22 protein-coding genes are annotated in these 20,215 nt (G+C 58.6%); 19 read left to right on the forward strand and 3 right to left on the reverse strand.

Translation table 11 applies throughout. The features are described from left to right. Positions 1 to 5 precede the first annotated feature (5 nt). The 4 genes from kdsA to ispD all read left to right on the forward strand — a co-directional run bounded on the left by kdsA (position 6) and on the right by ispD (position 3,465). Positions 6 to 851: a 3-deoxy-8-phosphooctulonate synthase gene (kdsA, locus tag AEQ67_RS32250; protein ID WP_059407823.1), complete on the forward strand. Its 846-nt coding sequence runs from the start codon at positions 6 to 8 to the stop codon at positions 849 to 851. A gap of 170 nt (positions 852 to 1,021) precedes the next feature. Beyond that, on the forward strand, positions 1,022 to 2,311 hold the full coding sequence (gene eno, locus AEQ67_RS32255; protein WP_059407824.1) for a phosphopyruvate hydratase: 1,290 nt from the start codon (positions 1,022 to 1,024) through the stop codon (positions 2,309 to 2,311). 171 nt (positions 2,312 to 2,482) lie between these two features. Next, complete coding sequence (gene ftsB / locus AEQ67_RS32260) at positions 2,483 to 2,761, forward strand: cell division protein FtsB (RefSeq protein ID WP_008028992.1); 279 nt, start codon at positions 2,483 to 2,485, stop codon at positions 2,759 to 2,761. Then, positions 2,758 to 3,465, forward strand: a complete 708-nt coding sequence (gene ispD, locus AEQ67_RS32265; protein ID WP_059407825.1) for a 2-C-methyl-D-erythritol 4-phosphate cytidylyltransferase — start codon at positions 2,758 to 2,760, stop codon at positions 3,463 to 3,465. Before ftsB ends, ispD begins: the two co-directional genes overlap by 4 nt. A gap of 105 nt (positions 3,466 to 3,570) precedes the next feature. Here ispD and AEQ67_RS32270 read toward each other — a convergent pair whose 3' ends face one another. After that, positions 3,571 to 4,467: a LysR substrate-binding domain-containing protein gene (locus tag AEQ67_RS32270; RefSeq protein WP_059407827.1), complete on the reverse strand. Its 897-nt coding sequence runs from the start codon at positions 4,465 to 4,467 to the stop codon at positions 3,571 to 3,573. A gap of 107 nt (positions 4,468 to 4,574) precedes the next feature. Here AEQ67_RS32270 and AEQ67_RS32275 point away from each other — a divergent pair, with 107 nt between their 5' ends. The 8 genes from AEQ67_RS32275 to rpoS all read left to right on the forward strand — a co-directional run bounded on the left by AEQ67_RS32275 (position 4,575) and on the right by rpoS (position 11,709). Beyond that, positions 4,575 to 5,687, forward strand: coding sequence for an S-(hydroxymethyl)glutathione dehydrogenase/class III alcohol dehydrogenase (locus AEQ67_RS32275; RefSeq protein ID WP_059407829.1), 1,113 nt, complete (start codon positions 4,575 to 4,577; stop codon positions 5,685 to 5,687). An 8-nt stretch (positions 5,688 to 5,695) separates the two neighbouring features. Beyond that, positions 5,696 to 6,541 carry an S-formylglutathione hydrolase gene (fghA, locus tag AEQ67_RS32280; RefSeq protein ID WP_059407831.1) on the forward strand — a complete coding sequence of 282 codons (846 nt, stop codon included), beginning with the start codon at positions 5,696 to 5,698 and terminating at the stop codon, positions 6,539 to 6,541. Between the two features lie 43 nt (positions 6,542 to 6,584). Then, a complete protein-coding gene (gene ispF / locus AEQ67_RS32285; RefSeq protein WP_059407834.1) occupies positions 6,585 to 7,058 on the forward strand; it encodes a 2-C-methyl-D-erythritol 2,4-cyclodiphosphate synthase in 474 nt (157 codons plus the stop codon). Further along, positions 7,055 to 8,113, forward strand: a complete 1,059-nt coding sequence (gene truD / locus AEQ67_RS32290) for a tRNA pseudouridine(13) synthase TruD (RefSeq protein ID WP_059407836.1) — start codon at positions 7,055 to 7,057, stop codon at positions 8,111 to 8,113. Before ispF ends, truD begins: the two co-directional genes overlap by 4 nt. Continuing rightward, positions 8,101 to 8,850, forward strand: a complete 750-nt coding sequence (surE, locus tag AEQ67_RS32295) for a 5'/3'-nucleotidase SurE (protein ID WP_059407838.1) — start codon at positions 8,101 to 8,103, stop codon at positions 8,848 to 8,850. Before truD ends, surE begins: the two co-directional genes overlap by 13 nt. A gap of 41 nt (positions 8,851 to 8,891) precedes the next feature. Continuing rightward, positions 8,892 to 9,527 (forward strand): protein-L-isoaspartate(D-aspartate) O-methyltransferase, encoded by a 636-nt coding sequence (locus AEQ67_RS32300; RefSeq protein WP_177333699.1) that lies wholly within the window; start codon positions 8,892 to 8,894, stop codon positions 9,525 to 9,527. A gap of 211 nt (positions 9,528 to 9,738) precedes the next feature. Next, positions 9,739 to 10,596 carry a peptidoglycan DD-metalloendopeptidase family protein gene (locus AEQ67_RS32305; RefSeq protein ID WP_059407842.1) on the forward strand — a complete coding sequence of 286 codons (858 nt, stop codon included), beginning with the start codon at positions 9,739 to 9,741 and terminating at the stop codon, positions 10,594 to 10,596. A 105-nt stretch (positions 10,597 to 10,701) separates the two neighbouring features. After that, entirely contained in the window at positions 10,702 to 11,709 is a 1,008-nt protein-coding gene (gene rpoS / locus AEQ67_RS32310; RefSeq protein WP_059407844.1) for an RNA polymerase sigma factor RpoS, read from the forward strand. 566 nt (positions 11,710 to 12,275) lie between these two features. On the opposite strand, the gene fdxA is transcribed toward rpoS, so the two are convergent. Next, positions 12,276 to 12,599: a ferredoxin FdxA gene (gene fdxA, locus AEQ67_RS32315; RefSeq protein ID WP_054047139.1), complete on the reverse strand. Its 324-nt coding sequence runs from the start codon at positions 12,597 to 12,599 to the stop codon at positions 12,276 to 12,278. Positions 12,600 to 12,742: 143 nt separating this feature from the next. After that, entirely contained in the window at positions 12,743 to 15,322 is a 2,580-nt protein-coding gene (gene mutS / locus AEQ67_RS32320) for a DNA mismatch repair protein MutS (protein WP_059407846.1), read from the reverse strand. A gap of 199 nt (positions 15,323 to 15,521) precedes the next feature. Between mutS and AEQ67_RS32325 the strand changes: the two genes are divergently transcribed. The 7 genes from AEQ67_RS32325 (at position 15,522) to recX (ending at position 20,207) form a co-directional block, all read left to right on the forward strand. Then, on the forward strand, positions 15,522 to 16,256 hold the full coding sequence (locus tag AEQ67_RS32325) for a LexA family transcriptional regulator (RefSeq protein ID WP_059408038.1): 735 nt from the start codon (positions 15,522 to 15,524) through the stop codon (positions 16,254 to 16,256). Positions 16,257 to 16,527: 271 nt separating this feature from the next. Next, positions 16,528 to 16,794: a hypothetical protein gene (locus AEQ67_RS35795; protein WP_152974947.1), complete on the forward strand. Its 267-nt coding sequence runs from the start codon at positions 16,528 to 16,530 to the stop codon at positions 16,792 to 16,794. Between the two features lie 96 nt (positions 16,795 to 16,890). Continuing rightward, entirely contained in the window at positions 16,891 to 17,238 is a 348-nt protein-coding gene (locus AEQ67_RS32330) for a phage holin family protein (protein ID WP_059407848.1), read from the forward strand. A 103-nt stretch (positions 17,239 to 17,341) separates the two neighbouring features. After that, positions 17,342 to 17,905 carry a glycoside hydrolase family 19 protein gene (locus AEQ67_RS32335; protein ID WP_059407849.1) on the forward strand — a complete coding sequence of 188 codons (564 nt, stop codon included), beginning with the start codon at positions 17,342 to 17,344 and terminating at the stop codon, positions 17,903 to 17,905. Between the two features lie 189 nt (positions 17,906 to 18,094). After that, on the forward strand, positions 18,095 to 18,595 hold the full coding sequence (locus AEQ67_RS32340) for a CinA family protein (RefSeq protein ID WP_059408040.1): 501 nt from the start codon (positions 18,095 to 18,097) through the stop codon (positions 18,593 to 18,595). A gap of 83 nt (positions 18,596 to 18,678) precedes the next feature. Then, the gene (gene recA / locus AEQ67_RS32345) at positions 18,679 to 19,731 is read left to right on the forward strand and encodes a recombinase RecA (RefSeq protein ID WP_007907270.1); all 1,053 of its coding nucleotides are present in this window, start codon (positions 18,679 to 18,681) and stop codon (positions 19,729 to 19,731) included. A gap of 8 nt (positions 19,732 to 19,739) precedes the next feature. Beyond that, positions 19,740 to 20,207 (forward strand): recombination regulator RecX, encoded by a 468-nt coding sequence (gene recX / locus AEQ67_RS32350; protein WP_059407850.1) that lies wholly within the window; start codon positions 19,740 to 19,742, stop codon positions 20,205 to 20,207. Positions 20,208 to 20,215 lie beyond the last annotated feature (8 nt).

Here is a 20,215-nt window from a genome sequence, read left to right on the forward strand (position 1 = left end):
TTCCAATGGCGCAGAAGATCATCCGTGTAGGCAATATCGAGATTGCCAACGACAAGCCAATGGTGCTTTTCGGTGGCATGAACGTGCTGGAAAGCCGTGACATGGCGATGCAGGTCTGCGAAGAATACGTCAAGGTGACCGAGAAACTCGGTATCCCTTATGTGTTCAAGGCCAGCTTCGACAAAGCCAACCGGTCCTCCGTGACCTCTTACCGTGGCCCCGGCCTGGAAGAGGGCATGCGGATTTTCCAGGACATCAAGCAAGCCTTCGGCGTGCCGATCATCACCGACGTCCACGAGCCTGATCAGGCCGCGGTCGTCGCTGAAGTCTGCGACATCATCCAGTTGCCGGCCTTCCTGTCGCGCCAGACCGACCTTGTGGTCGCGATGGCCAAGACTGGCGCGGTGATCAACATCAAGAAAGCCCAGTTCCTCGCACCGCATGAGATGAAACACATCCTGAGCAAATGCGTGGAAGCGGGTAACGATCAGTTGATCCTCTGCGAGCGTGGTTCGAGCTTCGGCTACAACAACCTGGTCGTCGACATGCTCGGCTTCGGCATCATGAAGCAGTTCGAATACCCGGTGTTCTTCGACGTGACCCACGCGCTGCAAATGCCCGGTGGTCGCTCCGATTCCGCCGGTGGTCGTCGCGCCCAGGTGACCGACCTGGCCAAGGCCGGCATGAGCCAGTCCCTTGCCGGTCTGTTCCTCGAAGCCCACCCGGACCCGGACAACGCCAAATGCGACGGCCCATGCGCCTTGCGTCTGGATAAACTGGAGCCATTCCTGGCCCAGCTCAAAGCGCTGGACGAACTGGTGAAGAGTTTTCCGACGGTAGAAACCGCGTAGACCGGGTTTCTCCATGTAGGCGCTGGCTTGCCAGCGAAGGGTTCCTCAAGCCTTGCAGAGATTTCGAGGCCCCCTTCGCCGGCAAGCCGGCTCCTACAAAAAGCAATGTGACCCACAAGTTATAAATCGATCGGTACAGCGTTTTCGTCAACTTTGGAGTGTTTACAACAATGGCAAAAATCGTCGACATCAAAGGTCGTGAAGTTCTCGACTCCCGTGGCAACCCCACCGTGGAAGCGGACGTGCTTCTCGATAACGGCATCATCGGCAGTGCTTGCGCGCCGTCCGGTGCTTCCACTGGCTCGCGTGAAGCGCTCGAGCTGCGTGATGGCGACAAGAGCCGTTACCTGGGCAAGGGCGTTCTGAAGGCTGTCGCTAACATCAACGGTCCGATCCGCGACCTGTTGAAAGGCACCGACCCAAGCGACCAGAAAGCGCTGGATCACGCGATGATCAAGCTCGACGGCACTGAAAACAAAGGTTCCTTGGGCGCCAACGCGATCCTCGCCGTTTCCCTGGCCGCGGCCAAGGCAGCAGCACAGGACCAGGACCTTCCGCTGTACGCTCACATCGCCAACCTGAACGGCACCCCGGGTGTTTACTCGATGCCGGTTCCGATGATGAACATCATCAACGGTGGCGAGCACGCCGATAACAACGTCGACATCCAGGAATTCATGGTTCAGCCAGTTGGCGCCAAGTCTTTCTCGGAAGGTCTGCGCATGGGCACCGAGATTTTCCATCACCTCAAAGCTGTGCTGAAGGCCCGTGGCCTGAGCACTGCCGTGGGTGACGAAGGTGGTTTCGCGCCGAACCTGGCTTCCAACGAAGACGCGTTGAAAGTGATCTCCGAAGCCGTGGCCAACGCCGGTTACACCCTGGGCACCGACGTGACCCTGGCGCTGGACTGCGCAGCCAGCGAGTTCTACGAAGACGGCAAGTACAACCTGTCCGGCGAAGGCCAGGTGTTCACCGCTGAAGGTTTCGCCGACTACCTGAAAGGCCTGACCGAGCGTTACCCGATCATCTCGATCGAAGACGGTCTGGACGAGTCCGACTGGGCTGGCTGGAAAATCCTCACCGACAAGATCGGCGAGAAAGTCCAACTGGTCGGCGACGACCTGTTCGTGACCAACACCAAGATCCTGAAAGAAGGCATCGATAAAAAGATCGCCAACTCGATCCTGATCAAGTTCAACCAGATCGGCACCCTGACCGAAACCCTGGAAGCCATCCAGATGGCCAAGGCCGCGGGTTACACTGCCGTGATCTCGCACCGCTCCGGCGAAACCGAAGATTCGACCATTGCCGACCTGGCCGTGGGCACCTCGGCTGGCCAGATCAAGACCGGCTCCCTGTGCCGTTCCGATCGCGTTTCCAAGTACAACCAACTGCTGCGTATCGAAGAGCAGTTGAATGGCAAGGCCAAGTACAACGGTCGCAGCGAATTCCGCGGCTGATTGAGTACAGCGAAAAAAAGACAAAGGATTGTGTCGGAAAAATCGCAACAGCGACGGTTTTGCCACTAATCTGATGCCTTAAGAGTACAAGCCTGGTTCTTCCAGGCTTCGTGCTATCAGAAGCTTCACGTTTTTGCATGGCTGTTTTTTTCACTGGATACCCGATATTCGATGCGCAGTCCCAATTGGTTGTTCCTCGTTTTGCTCCTGCTGCTGGCTGGCCTGCAGTACCGCCTGTGGGTGGGTAATGGCAGTCTGGCGCAAGTGGCCGAGCTGACTCAGCAGATCGCGGATCAACACGCCGAGAATGAAGGGTTGCTGGAACGCAATCGGGTCATGGACGCCGAAGTCAGTGAGTTGAAAAAAGGCATGGAGACCGTTGAAGAGCGGGCTCGTCATGAGTTGGGCATGGTCAAGGACGGTGAAACCCTTTACCAGTTGGCTCAATGATCCAGTCGTTACCGGCCTTCTGGGCCGTGATTCCTGCCGCGGGCGTCGGTGCCCGTATGGCCGCGGACCGTCCCAAGCAATACTTGCAACTGGGCGGGCGCACTATTCTCGAACACAGCCTCGGCTGTTTCCTTGATCATCCTGCCCTGAAGGGGTTGGTGGTCAGTCTGGCTGTCGATGATCCTTATTGGCCGAACCTGGCGTGTGCTGGCGATTCGCGTATTCAGCGCGTTGACGGCGGCGACGAGCGTTCCGGGTCGGTGCTCAATGCGTTGCTGCATTTGCATGCGCAAGGCGCCGATGATGAGGATTGGGTGTTGGTCCACGATGCCGCGCGGCCGAACCTGGCGCGTGATGATCTCGATAAGTTGCTGAGCGAACTGTCTGATGATCCTGTCGGCGGCTTGTTGGCGGTGCCTGCCCGGGACACCCTCAAGCGGGTCGACAAGCATGGCCGTGTCGTCGAAACCGTGGACCGCAGTGTGATCTGGCAAGCCTATACGCCACAGATGTTTCGCCTCGGCGCGTTGCATCGGGCGTTGGCGGACAGCTTGGTGGCGGATGTTGTCATCACCGATGAGGCCTCGGCGATGGAGTGGGCAGGTTTAGCACCACGGCTGATCGAAGGGCGATCCGATAATATCAAGGTCACGCGCCCTGAAGACCTCGAATGGTTGCGACAGCGTTGGGCTAACCGCCGCTAAAAGATCGCAGCCTCGTTGCACTCGACAGCTCCTACAAGGGCGTACGCCATCCCATGTAGGAGCTGTCGAGTGCAACGAGGCTGCGATCTTTTGATCTTCATCCCATCAATCACGATATTCCGGCCTTTGCGCCAACCCTTCCTTCAAGTAATCCACCAGTTTTCGCACCTTCGGCGACAAATGCCGCTGCTGTGGATAAAGCGCCCAAACAGCAGTGTTCGGCGGCTGATGCGCTTCCAACAGCGAAATCAACGCACCGCTGTTCAAATGCTCCAGCACGTAATAATCCGGCAACTGACACAGCCCAACCCCTTGCAGCGCCGCATCCAACACCGCTTGCCCACTGTTGCAGCGCCAGTTTCCCTGTACCCGCTGGGAAAACTCTCGCCCGTTCTGTTCCAGTTGCCACATGTCCGAGCTGCCGATGAGGCAATTGTGGCGGCTCAGTTCCGACAAACTGTGTGGGCGACCGTAACGCTCCACGTAGGACGGCGACGCGCACAGATACATGCGCCGTGGCGCCAGACGTGTCGCCACCAGTCGTGAGTCTTGCAGGCGACCGAGGCGGATCGCTAGGTCCAGGCCCTCATGCACCAGGTCGAGTGGGCGGTTGCTCAGTTCTATGTCGATTCGCAGTTGCGGGTAGAGCCCCATGAACCGGGTCACCAGCGGCACGATAAAGCGCTCGCCATAGGCCACGGCGCAAGTCATGCGCAGCATGCCTTTCGGTTCGCTGGTCAGGTCGCTGACCGCTCGCAGCGCTTCTTCGCGCCCGTCCTGCAACCGTTGGCAATGCTGCAGAAACGTTTGCCCGGCCTCGGTCAGCGTGACCCGACGGGTACTGCGATAAAGCAGACGGGTTTGCAGGCGTTCTTCCAGGCGTACAATTTGTCGACTGACATGGGAGGACGAAACCCCGAGACGTTCTGCCGCAGCGGTGAATTGACTGCACTCGGCCACGGCGACGAACTCGTCGATGCCTTCCCAGCGGTTATCGGACATGAAGGATTATCCCTGTGCAGCAATAATATTTTGCATTTGTCCCGATTATTCATCGTAAGGCGGTGTATTACACTCCTTGTCTCGTTTTTATTCACTGGAGAGTCAGCATGATCAAGTCGCGCGCCGCCGTTGCCTTCGAGGCCAAGAAACCCCTCGAGATCGTTGAAGTCGATGTGGCTATGCCCAAGGCCGGTGAAGTTTTGTTGCGAGTGGTGGCCTCCGGTGTTTGCCATACCGACGCCTACACCCTGTCCGGTGCTGACCCGGAAGGGATCTTCCCGTCGATCCTCGGTCACGAAGGCGGCGCGGTGGTTGAAGCCATCGGCGAGGGCGTGACGTCCGTTGCAGTCGGTGACCATGTGATCCCGCTGTACACCCCGGAATGCGGCAAGTGCAAGTTCTGCCTTTCGGGCAAAACCAATCTGTGTCAGGCCATTCGTGCGACTCAGGGTAAGGGCCTGATGCCAGACGGCACTTCGCGCTTTTCCTACAAGGGCCAACCGATTTTCCACTACATGGGCACCTCGACGTTTTCCGAGTACACCGTGTTGCCGGAAATCTCCGTTGCCAAGATCCCGAAAGAAGCGCCGCTGGAAAAAGTCTGCCTGTTGGGCTGCGGTGTCACCACCGGCATCGGTGCGGTCATCAACACCGCCAAGGTAAAACCCGGTGATACCGTGGCCATTTTCGGCCTCGGCGGCATTGGTCTGTCAGCCGTCATCGGCGCGGTGAAAGCCAAGGCCGGTCGCATCATCGCCATCGACATCAACCCGGCGAAATTCGAGATCGCCAAGCAACTGGGTGCAACCGACTGTGTGAACCCTAAAGACTTCGATCGTCCAATCCAGGAAGTCATCGTCGACATGACTGACGGCGGCGTCGACTTTTCCTTCGAGTGCATCGGCAATGTTCAATTGATGCGCGCTGCACTTGAGTGCTGCCACAAGGGTTGGGGCGAGTCGGTGATCATCGGTGTAGCAGGCGCGGGCCAGGAAATTTCCACCCGTCCGTTCCAGTTGGTGACGGGGCGCGTCTGGCGCGGTTCGGCGTTCGGCGGTGTGCGCGGCCGTACCGAGTTGCCGAGCTACGTCGAAATGGCCCAGACCGGCGAAATCCCGCTGGATACGTTCATCACCCACACCATGGGCCTGGAAGATATCAACAAGGCGTTCGACCTGATGCATGAAGGAAAAAGCATCCGTTCCGTCATCCATTTCTGAGGTCGGTCATGAGCCTGGAAAATATCTCCTGCCAGAAAAGCTTCGGCGGCTGGCACAAACGCTACCGCCATCGCTCCGAAGTGCTCGGCTGCGACATGGTGTTTGCCGTGTACCTGCCGCCGCAAGCGGAGCAGGGCGGCAAACTGCCGGTGTTGTACTGGCTGTCAGGCCTGACCTGCACCGACGAAAACTTCATGCAAAAGGCCGGCGCGATGCGCATGGCCGCCGAGCTGGGGTTGATCATCGTTGCGCCGGACACCAGCCCTCGCGGTCCCGATGTGCCGGGTGATCCGGACGGCGCCTGGGACTTCGGCCTCGGTGCCGGGTTTTACCTGAATGCCACGCAGGAACCGTGGTCCCGGCACTATCGGATGCATGACTATGTCGTGCAGGAATTGCCGGCATTGGTTGAAGCGCATTTCCCGGCGTCGGACAAGCGCGGCATCAGCGGCCACTCCATGGGCGGCCACGGTGCGTTGGTCTGCGCGCTGCGTAATCCGGGGCGTTATCTGTCGGTGTCGGCGTTTTCGCCGATCAACAATCCGATGGATTGCCCTTGGGGCCAGAAAGCCTTTTCCCGCTACCTGGGTGAGGACCGTTCGAAGTGGCGCGAATGGGATGCTTGCGCTTTGATTGCCGAGGCTGACGAGAAGCTGCCGTTGCTGGTCGATCAAGGTGATCGTGACGATTTCCTCGCCACTCAGCTCAAGCCTGAAGCCTTGCAGCAGGCCGCCAAACTGGCCGGTCATCCGCTGACGTTGCGCCTGCAACCTGGCTACGATCACAGCTATTTTTTCATCGCCAGCTTCATCGGCGACCACTTGCAACATCACGGACGCGCCCTAGGCGTCTAATGCAGGTAGAATCACGCCCTGACAAAAATCGGGGCGTTTTTTTATGCGTATTGGCCACGGCTATGATGTGCACCGTTTCGCTGAAGGCGATTTCATTACTCTGGGCGGCGTGCGGATTGCACACAGCTTCGGGCTGCTCGCTCACTCCGACGGTGACGTCCTGCTGCACGCCTTGAGCGATGCCTTGCTCGGCGCTGCCGCGTTGGGTGATATCGGCAAGCACTTCCCGGACACTGACCCAACCTTCAAGGGCGCCGACAGCCGTGTGCTGTTGCGTCATGTCGTTGCACTGATCCACGCCAAAGGCTGGAAGGTCGGCAACGTCGATAACACCATCGTCGCCCAGGCGCCGAAAATGGCCCCGCATATCGAATCGATGCGCGCGCTGATTGCCGCGGATCTTCAAGTTGAGTTGGATCAAGTGAACGTGAAAGCTACCACCACCGAAAAGCTCGGCTTTGTCGGTCGCGAAGAAGGCATTGCCGTGCATTCCGTTGCCTTGTTGCTGCGCGCATGAACGAACTGCAATTGCTCGGCCCTCGGGCCTACGGTGAAGCCCTCGGTACTGCGGTACTCAAAGCGGTGGCGGAAGATTTCCAGGTCGATGAAGTCCTCAATATCCCCCTCAGCGGCGATGGCGAGCACCTGTGGATCTGGGTGGAAAAGCGCGGTCTGAATACCGAGGAAGCGGCGCGGCGAATCGCCAAGGCGGCGGGCGTTCCGTTGCGCACGGTCAGTTACGCGGGCCTCAAGGATCGTCAGGCACTGACGCGCCAGTGGTTCAGCGTGCAACTGCCGGGCAAGGCTGACCCTGATCTGTCGGCGGCAGAAAACGAAACGCTGAAAATCCTCAAGACTGGCCGGCACAAACGCAAGCTGCAACGCGGTGCCCACTCGGCCAACGGCTTCACGTTGCGTCTGACCCAATTCGCGGGCGACACAGCGGCGATCGAAGAGCGTTTGCACTTGATCGCCAAGCAAGGCATTCCCAATTATTTTGGCGCCCAGCGCTTCGGTTTTGACGGCGGCAACGTGGTCGATGCCCGAGCATGGGCGGCGCGCAAGGCGCTGCCGGAGCAGCGCAACGTGCGTTCGCGGCTGCTCTCCACCGCCCGCAGTTTCCTGTTTAACCAGGTGTTGGCGGCGCGTGTGGCGGATGGCAGCTGGCAGCGCGCCCAGGTCGGTGATTTGCTGGCCTTCACTGACAGCCGCAGTTTTTTTCCGGCCGGTGAAGCCGAGTGCAGCGACCCGCGCCTGGCAATTCTCGACCTGCATCCGACCGGCCCGCAGTGGGGCGAAGGTGACTCGCCGGCCACGGGCGCTGTCCATGAATTGGAGCAGGCAATCGCCGCTCGCGAAGCAGACCTTCGCGATTGGTTGGTTAACGCCGGTATGAGCCACGAACGTCGCATCCTGCGGCTGCCCATTGGTGGGTTGACGTGGCATTATCCCGAGCCTGACATTCTGCAACTGGAATTCGTCCTCCCGGCCGGATGCTTTGCCACCGTATTGGTGCGCGAACTTGTCGATCTGGTGCCGGTGGGGCAGACGGACAGCCCATGCGTATTCTGATTTCTAACGACGATGGGGTAACCGCACCCGGTCTCGCCGCGCTTTATGCTGCGCTGGCGGATTACACCGAGTGCGTGGTTATTGCCCCCGACCAGGACAAAAGCGGCGCCAGCAGCTCGCTGACGCTCGACCGTCCGTTGCACCCGCAAACGTTGGCCAACGGCTTTATCAGCCTCAATGGCACACCGACCGATTGCGTGCACCTGGGCCTCAACGGTTTGCTGGAACGCGAGCCGGACATGGTGGTTTCGGGTATCAATCTGGGCGCCAACCTGGGGGACGATGTGCTGTATTCCGGCACCGTGGCAGCCGCCCTTGAAGGGCGTTTCCTGGAGCGTCCTTCGTTCGCCTTTTCGTTGGTCTCACGACAAGTAGAGAACCTTCCCACGGCCGCCTACTTTGCGCGCAAACTGGTCGAGGCCCATGCTGACCTTGAGCTACCACCGCGCACGGTATTGAACGTGAACATTCCCAATTTGCCGCTGGACCATATCCGCGGCATCCAGCTGACCCGCCTCGGGCATCGCGCCCGTGCCGCCGCACCGATGAAAGTCGTCGATCCGCGCGGCAAATCCGGTTACTGGATTGCGGCAGCGGGGGACGCCGAAGACGGTGGCCCGGGCACCGATTTCCATGCGGTGATGCAGGGCTATGTTTCAATCACTCCACTACAACTGGATCGCACTTTCAATGATGCCTTCAGAAGTCTCGATGGCTGGCTGGAGGGGTTGCGCTAATGGCTCGTGAACAAGACGATATGCTGCGTCGCGGCATCGGGATGACCTCTCAGCGGACCCGCGAGCGCCTCATTCAGCGGCTGTATGAAGAGGGGATTTCCAACGCCAAGGTGCTGGAAGTCATCCGCCGTACACCGCGTCACCTGTTCGTCGACGAGGCGCTGGCTCATCGCGCCTACGAAGACACGGCGTTGCCGATCGGCAACAACCAGACCATCTCCCAGCCTTATATGGTCGCTCGCATGAGCGAGCTGCTGCTGGAGGCCGGTCCTCTGGACAAGGTCATGGAGATCGGCACCGGCTCGGGTTACCAGACTGCCGTGCTGTCGCAACTGGTCGAACGCGTCTTTTCCGTCGAGCGCATCAAGGTTTTGCAGGATCGGGCCAAGGAACGCCTGGTCGAGTTGAACCTGCGTAACGTGGTGTTCCGCTGGGGCGATGGTTGGGAAGGCTGGCCGGCACTGGCGCCGTACAACGGCATTATAGTGACCGCGGTGGCTACCGATGTCCCTCAGGCGTTGCTCGATCAATTGGCGCCAGGAGGACGACTGGTGATTCCGGTCGGGTCCGGCGAAGTGCAACAATTGATGCTGATCATCCGGGAAGAGCAGGGCTTTTCCAGGCGTGTTCTGGGGTCTGTGCGCTTTGTGCCATTGCTCAATGGGCCACTGGCCTGAGCATTTGTTTCAACGCGCTGAATTCTCTTCGATTGCTCCTGTCTTACAGCGGCATCGATAAGTTAAACGGGATTTATCGTCAGGCAGCAAACGTGTGCGCGAAGCCATTTCGCTGCATTAAAGGTAAAGCCTGTACGGCCCGTTATACTTGCGACATTTCTTGCCGGAACACGGCAATCCACATTTTCAGCCACCACAAAGGGAGCGGCGGGTGAGTCTCACAGTCATTGCGCAGCGAATGGGTATAACGAGCTTTCAGCGCCTGGTGACTGGCCTTGTCTTGAGCACCTTGCTGGTCGGTTGTTCCAGCAACAAATCGAGCGACGTGCGCGTCGTCGATCGCAACAATGCCGTCGCCCAGCGTCCGGCGGTGACTACGGGTCAGTACGTCGTTCGGCCGAAAGACACCTTGTTCTCCATCGCCTTTCGCTACGGGTGGGACTACAAAGCCCTCGCGGCACGGAACAACATTCCTACGCCATACACGATCCATCCGGGTCAGACGATTCGCTTTGATGGTCGCACCGGTTCAACGCCGACGACGGTGGTCAGTGCACCGGATTCAACACCTTCATCCTCGTTGAAAACCACGGTAATTCGACGCCAGCCAAATGGCGCTACCACGAGTACAGCGGTGGTTGCACCGTCCGTCGCCAACAAACCTGCACCCGCTCCGATGCCTCCGGCAGGCCCGGCCCCGACCGGCTGGGGATGGCCTTCTAATGGCATTCTCATTGGTAAATTCTCTTCAAACGGCAGTTTGAATAAAGGAATTGATATCGCCGGAGATTTGGGACAGCCTGTTTTAGCTGCGTCTGATGGGACGGTGGTATACGCCGGGAGTGGCTTAAGGGGCTACGGCGAATTAGTCATCATCAAACACAGCGACACCTACGTCAGTGCCTACGGACATAACCGCAGGCTGTTGGTTCGGGAGGGGCAGCAGGTCAAGGTCGGACAGACAATTGCCGAAATGGGGTCAACGGGTACAGACCGGGTGAAACTGCATTTTGAGATTCGCCGCCAAGGTAAACCTGTAGATCCGCTGCAATTCCTGCCACGTCGTTGATTGCTTGCCAGCCTGTTCCGTCACGTAGAGGGAACAGGCTCCAGCGCTGCCAAGGATAAAGGCGTCGCTTGAGCCTGAGGTCGAACTCACCAAAGGACTATAACAATGGCTCTCAGTAAAGAAGTGCCGGAGTTTGACATCGACGATGAGGTTCTCCTGATGGAGACCGGCATCGGTACGGATTCGATGTCGAATGATGAAGGGGCTGCTCCACCTTCCGTTCGTGCCAAATCCAAACACTCCGCTTCGTTGAAACAACACAAGTACATTGACTACACGCGGGCGCTCGACGCCACGCAGCTGTATCTCAATGAGATTGGCTTTTCCCCTCTGCTGTCCCCCGAAGAAGAAGTTCATTTTGCGCGCCTGTCGCAAAGTGGAGATCCGGCCGGGCGCAAACGCATGATTGAAAGCAACCTGCGGCTGGTGGTGAAAATCGCCCGGCGTTACGTCAATCGTGGGCTGTCGCTGCTGGACCTGATCGAAGAGGGCAACCTCGGGCTGATCCGGGCGGTAGAGAAATTCGATCCTGAACGCGGCTTCCGCTTTTCGACCTACGCAACCTGGTGGATTCGTCAAACCATCGAGCGCGCAATCATGAATCAGACCCGGACCATCCGGTTGCCGATCCATGTGGTCAAAGAGCTTAACGTGTACCTGCGGGCTGCACGGGAGCTGACGCAAAAACTCGATCACGAACCTTCACCCGAAGAAATCGCCAACCTGCTTGAAAAACCAGTGGGTGAGGTCAAGCGCATGCTTGGCCTGAACGAACGGGTTTCTTCGGTCGACGTCTCGCTGGGTCCGGATTCGGATAAAACCCTGCTGGACACCCTTACCGACGACCGTCCCACCGATCCATGCGAACTGTTGCAGGATGACGACCTGTCCCAGAGCATCGATCAATGGCTCTCGGAGCTGACCGACAAGCAACGCGAGGTGGTTGTTCGACGCTTCGGCCTGCGCGGTCACGAGAGCAGCACGCTTGAAGATGTAGGCCTGGAAATTGGCCTGACCCGGGAACGGGTCAGACAAATTCAGGTGGAAGGGCTGAAACGACTTCGGGAAATTCTGGAGAAGAACGGCCTGTCGAGCGAGTCGCTGTTTCAATAAGCCATTCGCCAGGTAAGCAACAAAAGCCTCGACTGGTTCGGGGCTTTTTGTTGCCTGGAAGTTGGGCCGGGAATCGCTCAGGTTTGTAGTCTCGCGCTGTAAGTCTTTGCTTACTCTTTCGTAAGTGTTCGTTATTTTTACAGGGTGGCAGTCGTCTATTTTCCTACGCGTGTATGTTTTAACTATTTGATTAACATGCTTATTTTTTTAGATTAACAGCATATGACAGTCCGTTTTTGCGCGGAGGGGCAATTGCTCTTGATTGGGAACTCTCTAGTATCTGGGTTGTGTCGACGGACAGACACGCCCTTCAAGGATGAGGGGGAAGGACATCGCAGGACGCGATTCATCAGGACGATGAAAAGGAACACAGGGAATAGGGAAAAAATGTGGGCGGGTCAAACCGCCCCTTTTTTTTGCCTGCTGGAAAGTCAAAAGATCGCAGCCTTCGGCAGCTCCTACATTGGGATGTGTACACCTGTAGGAGCTGCCGAAGGCTGCGATCTTTTGATCTTTGAAAAACAAAAAAGGCCCTTGTGGGGCCTTTTTCTGGAACGCGGGGGTAATCAGCGTTCGAGGTCTTTGATCTTGCCTTTGACGCCATCCCACTCTTCGGCATCGGGCATCGATTCTTTCTTCTCGGTGATGTTCGGCCAGATTTCCGCCAGCTCAACGTTCAGCTGAATGAATTCCTGCATCTCTTCCGGGACTTCATCTTCAGAGAAAATGGCCACGGCAGGGCATTCTGGTTCGCACAGTGCGCAGTCGATGCACTCATCCGGGTGAATCACCAGGAAGTTCGGGCCTTCGTAAAAGCAGTCCACCGGACAGACTTCTACGCAGTCGGTGTACTTGCACTTGATGCAGTTGTCGGTGACGACGAAGGTCATTTCTAATTTTCTCCTCAGGCGGCGGCAGCGAAGCCCCTTTAGGACGGGGGTCGCCAGGTTTGGGAGCGATAGTCTGCAGGCCAGGCTATTAGCCTGCAGCATCCCAAACCGCGCGAGATTCTAACAGCTTGCAGGCAAGTGCGTTAGATCCGTGTCTTTAATGTATAGAGCATTTCCAACGCCCTGCGTGGCGTCAGGTCGTCCAGGTCAAGCTTGGCCAGTTCATCCAGCACGGGATGCGGCAGGCTGGCGAACATGTCGCTCTGCTGCGGCGCGGCCAGTTTGCCCTTGGTTGGCTTGGGAACTTCATGAGGCAGGGCGGTGGCTTCCAGTCGGCCCAGGTGCTCGCGGGCGCGCACGATCACTTCAGTTGGCACGCCGGCCAGCTGCGCAACCGCCAAGCCATAACTCTGGCTGGCAGGCCCCGGCAGCACGTGGTGCAGGAACACGATGCGCTCATTGTGCTCGGTGGCGTTGAGGTGAACGTTGGCTACCAGTGGCTGGGCTTCCGGCAGTACCGTCAGCTCGAAGTAGTGGGTGGCGAACAGCGTGTAGGCCCGCAGAGCCGCCAGGCGTTCGGCCGCCGCCCACGCCAGGGACAGGCCGTCGAAGGTGCTGGTGCCGCGCCCGACTTCGTCCATCAGTACCAGGCTGCGCTCGGTGGCGTTGTGCAGAATATTCGCGGTCTCGCTCATTTCAACCATGAAGGTCGAGCGCCCACCCGCCAGGTCATCGCTGGAACCGATCCGGGTAAAGATCCGGTCCACCAGCGACAATTCGCAACTGGCTGCCGGCACGAAGCTACCGATGTGCGCCAGTAACACGATCAACGCGGTCTGACGCATGTAGGTGGATTTACCGCCCATGTTCGGACCGGTGATCACCAGCATGCGCGTATTGTCGTCGAGGTTCAGGTCGTTGGCCACGAACGGCGTGGTCAGCACTTGCTCGACCACCGGGTGACGACCCTGGGTGATGCGCATGCATGGCTCGTCGACGAAACGCGGGCAGTTCAGGTCGAGGTTCAGCGCACGCTCGGCGAGGTTACTCAGCACGTCCAGTTCGGCCAGTGCGGCGGCGGGGTCCTGCAACGGTGGCAACTGGGCGATCAGGTCTTCGAGCAGCGCTTCGTACAGCATCTTCTCGCGGGCCAGGGCGCGGCTCTTGGCCGACAGCGCCTTGTCTTCGAACGCTTTGAGTTCCGGCGTAATGAAGCGCTCGGCGCCTTTAAGGGTCTGACGGCGGATGTAGTCGGCCGGCGCCGATTCGGCCTGCTTGCTCGGCAACTCGATGAAGTAACCGTGAATGCGGTTGTAACCGACCTTCAAATGCGACAGGCCGGTGCGGGCCTTCTCGCGGGCTTCAAGGTCGATCAGGAACTGGCCGGCGTTTTCGCTGAGCGATTGCAAGTCATCTAACTCGGCGTCGTAACCGGTTTTCAACACGCCGCCGTCACGGATGACCGCGGGCGGGTTGTCGATGATGGCTTTTTCCAGCAGCGCCGCCAGTTCCGGGTAGGTGCTGGTGGTCTTCGCCAACTGAATGATGTGCGGCGCTTCCAGCTCGGTCATCGCGACTTGCAGTTCTGGCAGGGCGCCGAGGGCGTCGCGCAGGCGAGCGAGGTCACGAGGACGGGCATTGCGCAGACCGATCCGCGCCAGAATCCGTTCGATGTCGCCGATTTCCTTGAGCTGCGGTTGCAGCTTTTCGAAACGGTAACCGTCGAGCAGGCAGGTGATCGAGGTCTGGCGCGCCAGCAATACCGTCAGATCGCGCAGCGGGCGGTTCAGCCAGCGGGTCAGCAGGCGGCTGCCCATGGCGGTCTGGCAACGGTCGACCACCGATTGCAGGGTATTGTCGCGACCGCCGGCCAGGTTGGTGTCCAGTTCCAGGTTGCGACGGCTCGCGCCGTCCAGCACCACAGTGTCGTCCAGGCGTTCATGCCGCAGGCTGCGCAAGTGCGGCAGGGCGGTGCGCTGGGTTTCCTTGGCGTAGCTCAGCAGGCAACCGGCGGCGCCGATGGCCAGGGTCAGGTTCTCGCAGCCGAAACCTTTCAGGTCCTGGGTCGAGAATTGCTGGCAGAGACTTTTCAGCGCCGAGTCGCGCTCGAAATCCCACGGCGCACGGCGACGAACCCCACGACGCTTCTCCGCCGGCAAATCCTTCGGCCAGTCGTCCGGGATCATCAGCTCCACCGGATTGACCCGCTCCAGTTCCGCCAGCAGGTTTTCCCAACCCTTGATTTCCAGCACGGTGAAGTTGCCGCTGGTGATGTCCAGCACGGCCAGGCCGAACAGGCGTTCGTCACCCAGCACCGCAGCGATGAGGTTATCCCGACGCTCATCCAGCAAGGCTTCATCACTGACCGTACCCGGCGTGATGATCCGCACCACCTGACGATCTACCGGCCCTTTACTGGTCGCCGGGTCGCCGACCTGCTCACAAATCACCACCGACTCGCCGAGCTTCACCAGTTTCGCCAGGTAGCCTTCCGCGGCGTGGTAAGGAATCCCACACATCGGAATCGCCTGGCCGGCCGACTGCCCGCGGGCGGTCAGGGTGATGTCCAGCAATTTGGCGGCTTTCTTCGCGTCTTCATAGAAGATCTCGTAGAAGTCGCCCATGCGATAGAACATCAACTGGTCAGGGTGCTGGTTCTTCAGGCGCCAGTATTGCTGCATCATCGGCGTGTGAGAGGACAGATCGGAGAGTGCTTTATTCATCGGATATCAGGCAAATTCGTTGAAAGGTGTAGGGCAAAGGAGGGACGTCGGCCCGGCTTTTCCGCGATGGGCGCAAGGTTAACATGGGCGGTCCTCCCGACGCAGGCATGAAAGCCGTGCGATACGTTTCTGCTGTTTATGCACCGATTATGCAAATCAGCATTTGTCTTGCGTAAAAAGATCCAGCACTATGCGCGTTATGCAAAAACGCAATGTTTCTACTGTCTTAAGAGCGCTGCTCGATCAGCACGGGATCTCCCCCACGGAGCTTCACCGTCGTACCGGCGTGCCTCAATCCACACTCTCGCGCATTCTCAGCGGCAAGATCGTCGATCCCTCGGACAAGCACATCTCGAAGATCGCCGAGTATTTCGCCGTGAGCACCGACCAGTTGCGAGGCCGCGCGGATGTCGCGTCCGCCGCCAATTCCGGTCGCGATGCAGTGCATTCGGAACTCAAGGATATAAGCCTGTGGGACGACGATACGCCTGTCGACGACGACGAGGTCTCGGTCCCCTTTCTGCGCGAGGTTGAATTGGCTGCGGGATCAGGAAGATTCGTCATCGAAGAGAGCGAGCGCTCTAGCCTGCGCTTCGGCAAACGTAGCTTGCGCCACAACGGTGTGCAGTTCGACCAGGCCAAATGCGTGACGGTGCGTGGCAACAGCATGTTGCCGGTACTGCGCGATGGCGCCACCGTGGGGGTTAACGCCGGCAAGTGCGGGATCGGCGATATCGTTGACGGTGACCTTTATGCAATCAATCACAACGGGCAGTTGCGGGTGAAGCAGTTGTATCGTCTGCCGACCGGGATTCGCCTGCGCAGCTTCAATCGCGATGAACATCCGGACGAGGACTACACCTTCCAGGAAATCCAGGAAGAGCAGATCGTCATCCTCGGTCACGTTTTCTGGTGGGGCATGTACGCCCGTTAACCTAATCCCTGTCAGATAAAACCCGCTATCCGGTGGGTTTTTTTTCGCCTGCCAAAAACCGCCAACGCCTTTCTCTACGGGGCTTTCATGCGTCAGCGCATTCAAAACGCATAAATAAATGCATTTATGCATTGACTGTATATGCATCCATGCATATTCTTTGTCTCAAGCCGCTCGACAAAGCAGCTTGAAACGAAGCTCTTCAGTTCCACAAGCAAAGGCAGCGATGAACCGGCCTCAACGGTTCAGAGGGTTGGCAACTGACCCGGGTGTGCAGCGTAAAGCACCAGAAGCAGTTATCCGGCGGGCAGGGACCGCGGTCGGAAAACAATGCAAGGACCGCATTGCTGAAAAGCCCGGCAAGTGCCGGGCTTTTTGGAATGCCTACCTGATGCAGGCAGTTTCTGAAATCAATAAGGATATGAACATGAAGAAATACGCACGCATTGTTGAAGAAAAAATCGACAACATCCTCGAAACCGCTAACCCCGTCACCGACCCGCTTGCGCTGAACATTGGTTGGCATGAGTTGGCATAAGAGCGCGACGATTCGTTCGACCGTTCCGCCGGGCACCTCAAGCATCACCGTATGAAAGACGTATATCTCTCATCTATCACCCCCAGGAGGCGAGACATGACAAACGAGCAACTAGCGTTGCTGAACATGCCGATCTGGCTGGTCATCGTCCTCGCCCTGATGGGTGCTGTGTCCGGCGAAATGTGGCGTGCCGACAAGGAGGGCGCTCGTGGCTGGTCGCTGCTGCGGCGTCTGGCCTTGCGCTCGGGGGCCTGCATGGTCTGCGGGGTCTCGGCATTCATGCTGTTGTATGCCGCCGGCATGTCGATCTGGGCTGCTTGCGCGTTGGGTTGCCTCACGGCGATGGCCGGGGCAGATGTTGCCATTGGCCTTTATGAACGTTGGGCCGCCAAACGGATTGGCGTTTGCGAAGTGCCGCCACGCGATAACCGCCAGGATCTCTGACACCCAAGCCCAATGGATTGGCGAATTGCGGTGCCGACCGGCATCCGACCTGCAAGGACGCGGGTTCCCTGTGGACAGTACCTTTTGCTTAAATCAGCCCCCTATGACAATTACGCAAGAACAGCTACTTAGCGTTATGCCGAACGCCCGCTCTCAAGCGGGCGTTTTCATTTCATTTCTGAACATCGCCATGTCGCACTACAACGTAAGCACCCTGAAACGCATCGCCGCTTTCCTCGCGCAAGTCGGCCACGAGTCAGGGCAGCTGCAATACGTGTGTGAATTGGGCGATGACCCCTACTTGAGCAAGTACGACACCGGTACTCTGGCCGCCCGCTTGGGTAATACGCCAGGGCCCGATGGCGACGGTCAAAAATACCGTGGCCGTGGCCTGATCCAGATCACCGGTCGTGACAACTATCGACAATGCAGCCTGGCGTTGTTTGGCGATGAGCGACTGCTGAATCAGCCCGAGTTGCTCGAGCAACCCCAGTGGGCTGCCGAGTCAGCCGCCTGGTTCTGGAATCGCAGCGGCTTGAATGAACTGGCTGATCGCGACCAGTTCAACAGCATTACCCGTCGGATCAATGGCGGTCTGAATGGGCTGCAAAACCGTTTGCAACTCTGGGCGCGGGCGAGGGCGGTGTTATTCAAGCCTTTGGCCTGAACCCGGTTTTACAGCGGGTCTTGCCGATGTTGTGTTACTGGCCGTGTTGGCCGGTGGGCTCGGCAACCACGCGCGCCTGCCAAGCTTGCGTCAGAGCGCTCGCTCGCTAACATTTTGATCGATCCTGCGCCTTGCAAGCGCGATACGCTCGTGTACGGTAGTCCCATTCCGTTCGCTCAGGAGATGACCGTGAAAGAAATCACCCAACTGGCCGCTGAACTTGGCAGGCGCTTGCAGGTTCTCAATGCCCACGTCACCGCTGCAGAATCTTGTACCGGCGGCGGGATCAGCGAGGCGATCACCCGCATTCCGGGCAGTTCGGCGTGGTTCGAGGCCGGTTATGTCACCTATTCCAATCGTCAGAAAACCGAGCAATTGAATGTTCCTGCGGAGTTGTTTCCTGCGGTGGGGGCGGTCAGTCGCGAGGTGGTCGAGGCCATGGTCCGCGGTGCGCAGGAAAAAAGCCGGGCGCGTTTTGCCGTCGCGGTCAGCGGCGTGGCCGGGCCCGATGGCGGTTCGCCCAGCAAGCCGGTGGGTACGGTTTGGCTGGCCTGGGGCGTTGGCGAGCAGGTGTTCAGCGAGGTTCAGTACTTCCCCGGCAACCGCGACGAGGTCCGCCGACAAACGGTGAAGGCCGCGCTAGAGGGGCTGCTGCGGCATGCTGCTGGAGAAATCTCAAATCAGGGGTAGGCGATCCTGAAACGCTGTGGAATAATACTGGCTACTTATACAGGTGTTGGCCGTCAGGCCTTATTGATTACGTGAGGACTTTAATGGACGACAACAAGAAGAAAGCCTTGGCTGCGGCCCTGGGTCAGATCGAACGTCAATTCGGCAAGGGTGCCGTAATGCGTATGGGCGATCAGGACCGTCAGGCGATCCCGGCTATCTCCACTGGCTCTCTGGGTCTGGACATCGCACTCGGCATTGGCGGTCTGCCAAAAGGCCGTATCGTTGAAATCTACGGTCCTGAATCCTCCGGTAAAACCACGCTGACACTGTCGGTGATCGCCCAGGCTCAAAAAGCCGGCGCGACCTGCGCATTCGTCGACGCCGAACACGCACTCGACCCTGAATACGCCGGCAAACTGGGCGTCAACGTCGACGACCTGCTGGTTTCCCAGCCGGACACCGGCGAGCAGGCCCTGGAAATCACCGACATGCTGGTGCGTTCCAACGCGGTTGACGTGATCATCGTCGACTCCGTGGCAGCTCTGGTTCCAAAGGCTGAAATCGAAGGCGAAATGGGTGACATGCACGTGGGCTTGCAAGCCCGTCTGATGTCCCAGGCGCTGCGTAAAATCACCGGTAACATCAAGAACGCCAACTGCCTGGTTATCTTCATCAACCAGATCCGTATGAAAATCGGCGTAATGTTCGGCAGCCCGGAAACCACCACCGGTGGTAACGCGCTGAAGTTCTATGCCTCGGTTCGTCTGGACATCCGTCGTACTGGCGCGGTGAAAGAAGGTGATGAAGTCGTTGGTAGCGAAACCCGCGTCAAGGTTGTGAAGAACAAGGTGGCTTCGCCGTTCCGTCAGGCCGAGTTCCAGATTCTTTACGGCAAGGGCATCTACCTCAACGGTGAGATGATCGACCTGGGTGTTCTGCACGGTTTCGTTGAGAAGTCCGGCGCCTGGTATGCCTATGAAGGCACCAAGATCGGTCAGGGCAAGGCCAACTCGGCCAAGTTCCTGGCAGACAATCCGGAAATCGCCGCCAAGCTCGAGAAGCAGCTGCGCGACAAGCTGCTGACTCCAGCGCCGGATGTCAAAGCATCGCCAGTCAAAGAGACTGCTGATGACCTGGCTGACGCGGATATCTGATTGATCCGATGACCGCCGTACTCGATACACTCGTCGCGGTGCGGCGAACCGCAATGGACCTGCTCGCACGACGCGAGCACGGTCGAGTCGAGCTGACGCGTAAACTGCGTCAGCGCGGCGCCCTCCCTGAAATGATCGACACCGCACTCGACCGCTTGACGGAAGAGGGCCTGCTGTCCGAATCCCGTTACCTCGAAAGCTTCGTTTCCTACCGTGCCCGTTCCGGCTACGGCCCTTTGCGTATTCGCGAAGAGTTAAGCCAGCGGGGCCTGCAGCGCACTGACATCGAACTCGCGTTACGCGAGAGCGGAATCAACTGGCAGGAACAACTCGAAGACACCTGGCGACGTAAATTCTCCGGGCATTTACCGATAGACGCCCGAGAACGCGCCAAGCAAGGGCGGTTCCTGAGTTATCGGGGATATTCCATGGAAATGATCAGCCGCTTGTTCATCGGCCGAGGGATGGACGATTGAATGAAACG

The sequence above is a fragment of the Pseudomonas sp. RIT-PI-q genome (genome assembly GCF_001297125.1).
In the GTDB taxonomy this organism is placed as follows: Bacteria; Pseudomonadota; Gammaproteobacteria; order Pseudomonadales; family Pseudomonadaceae; genus Aquipseudomonas.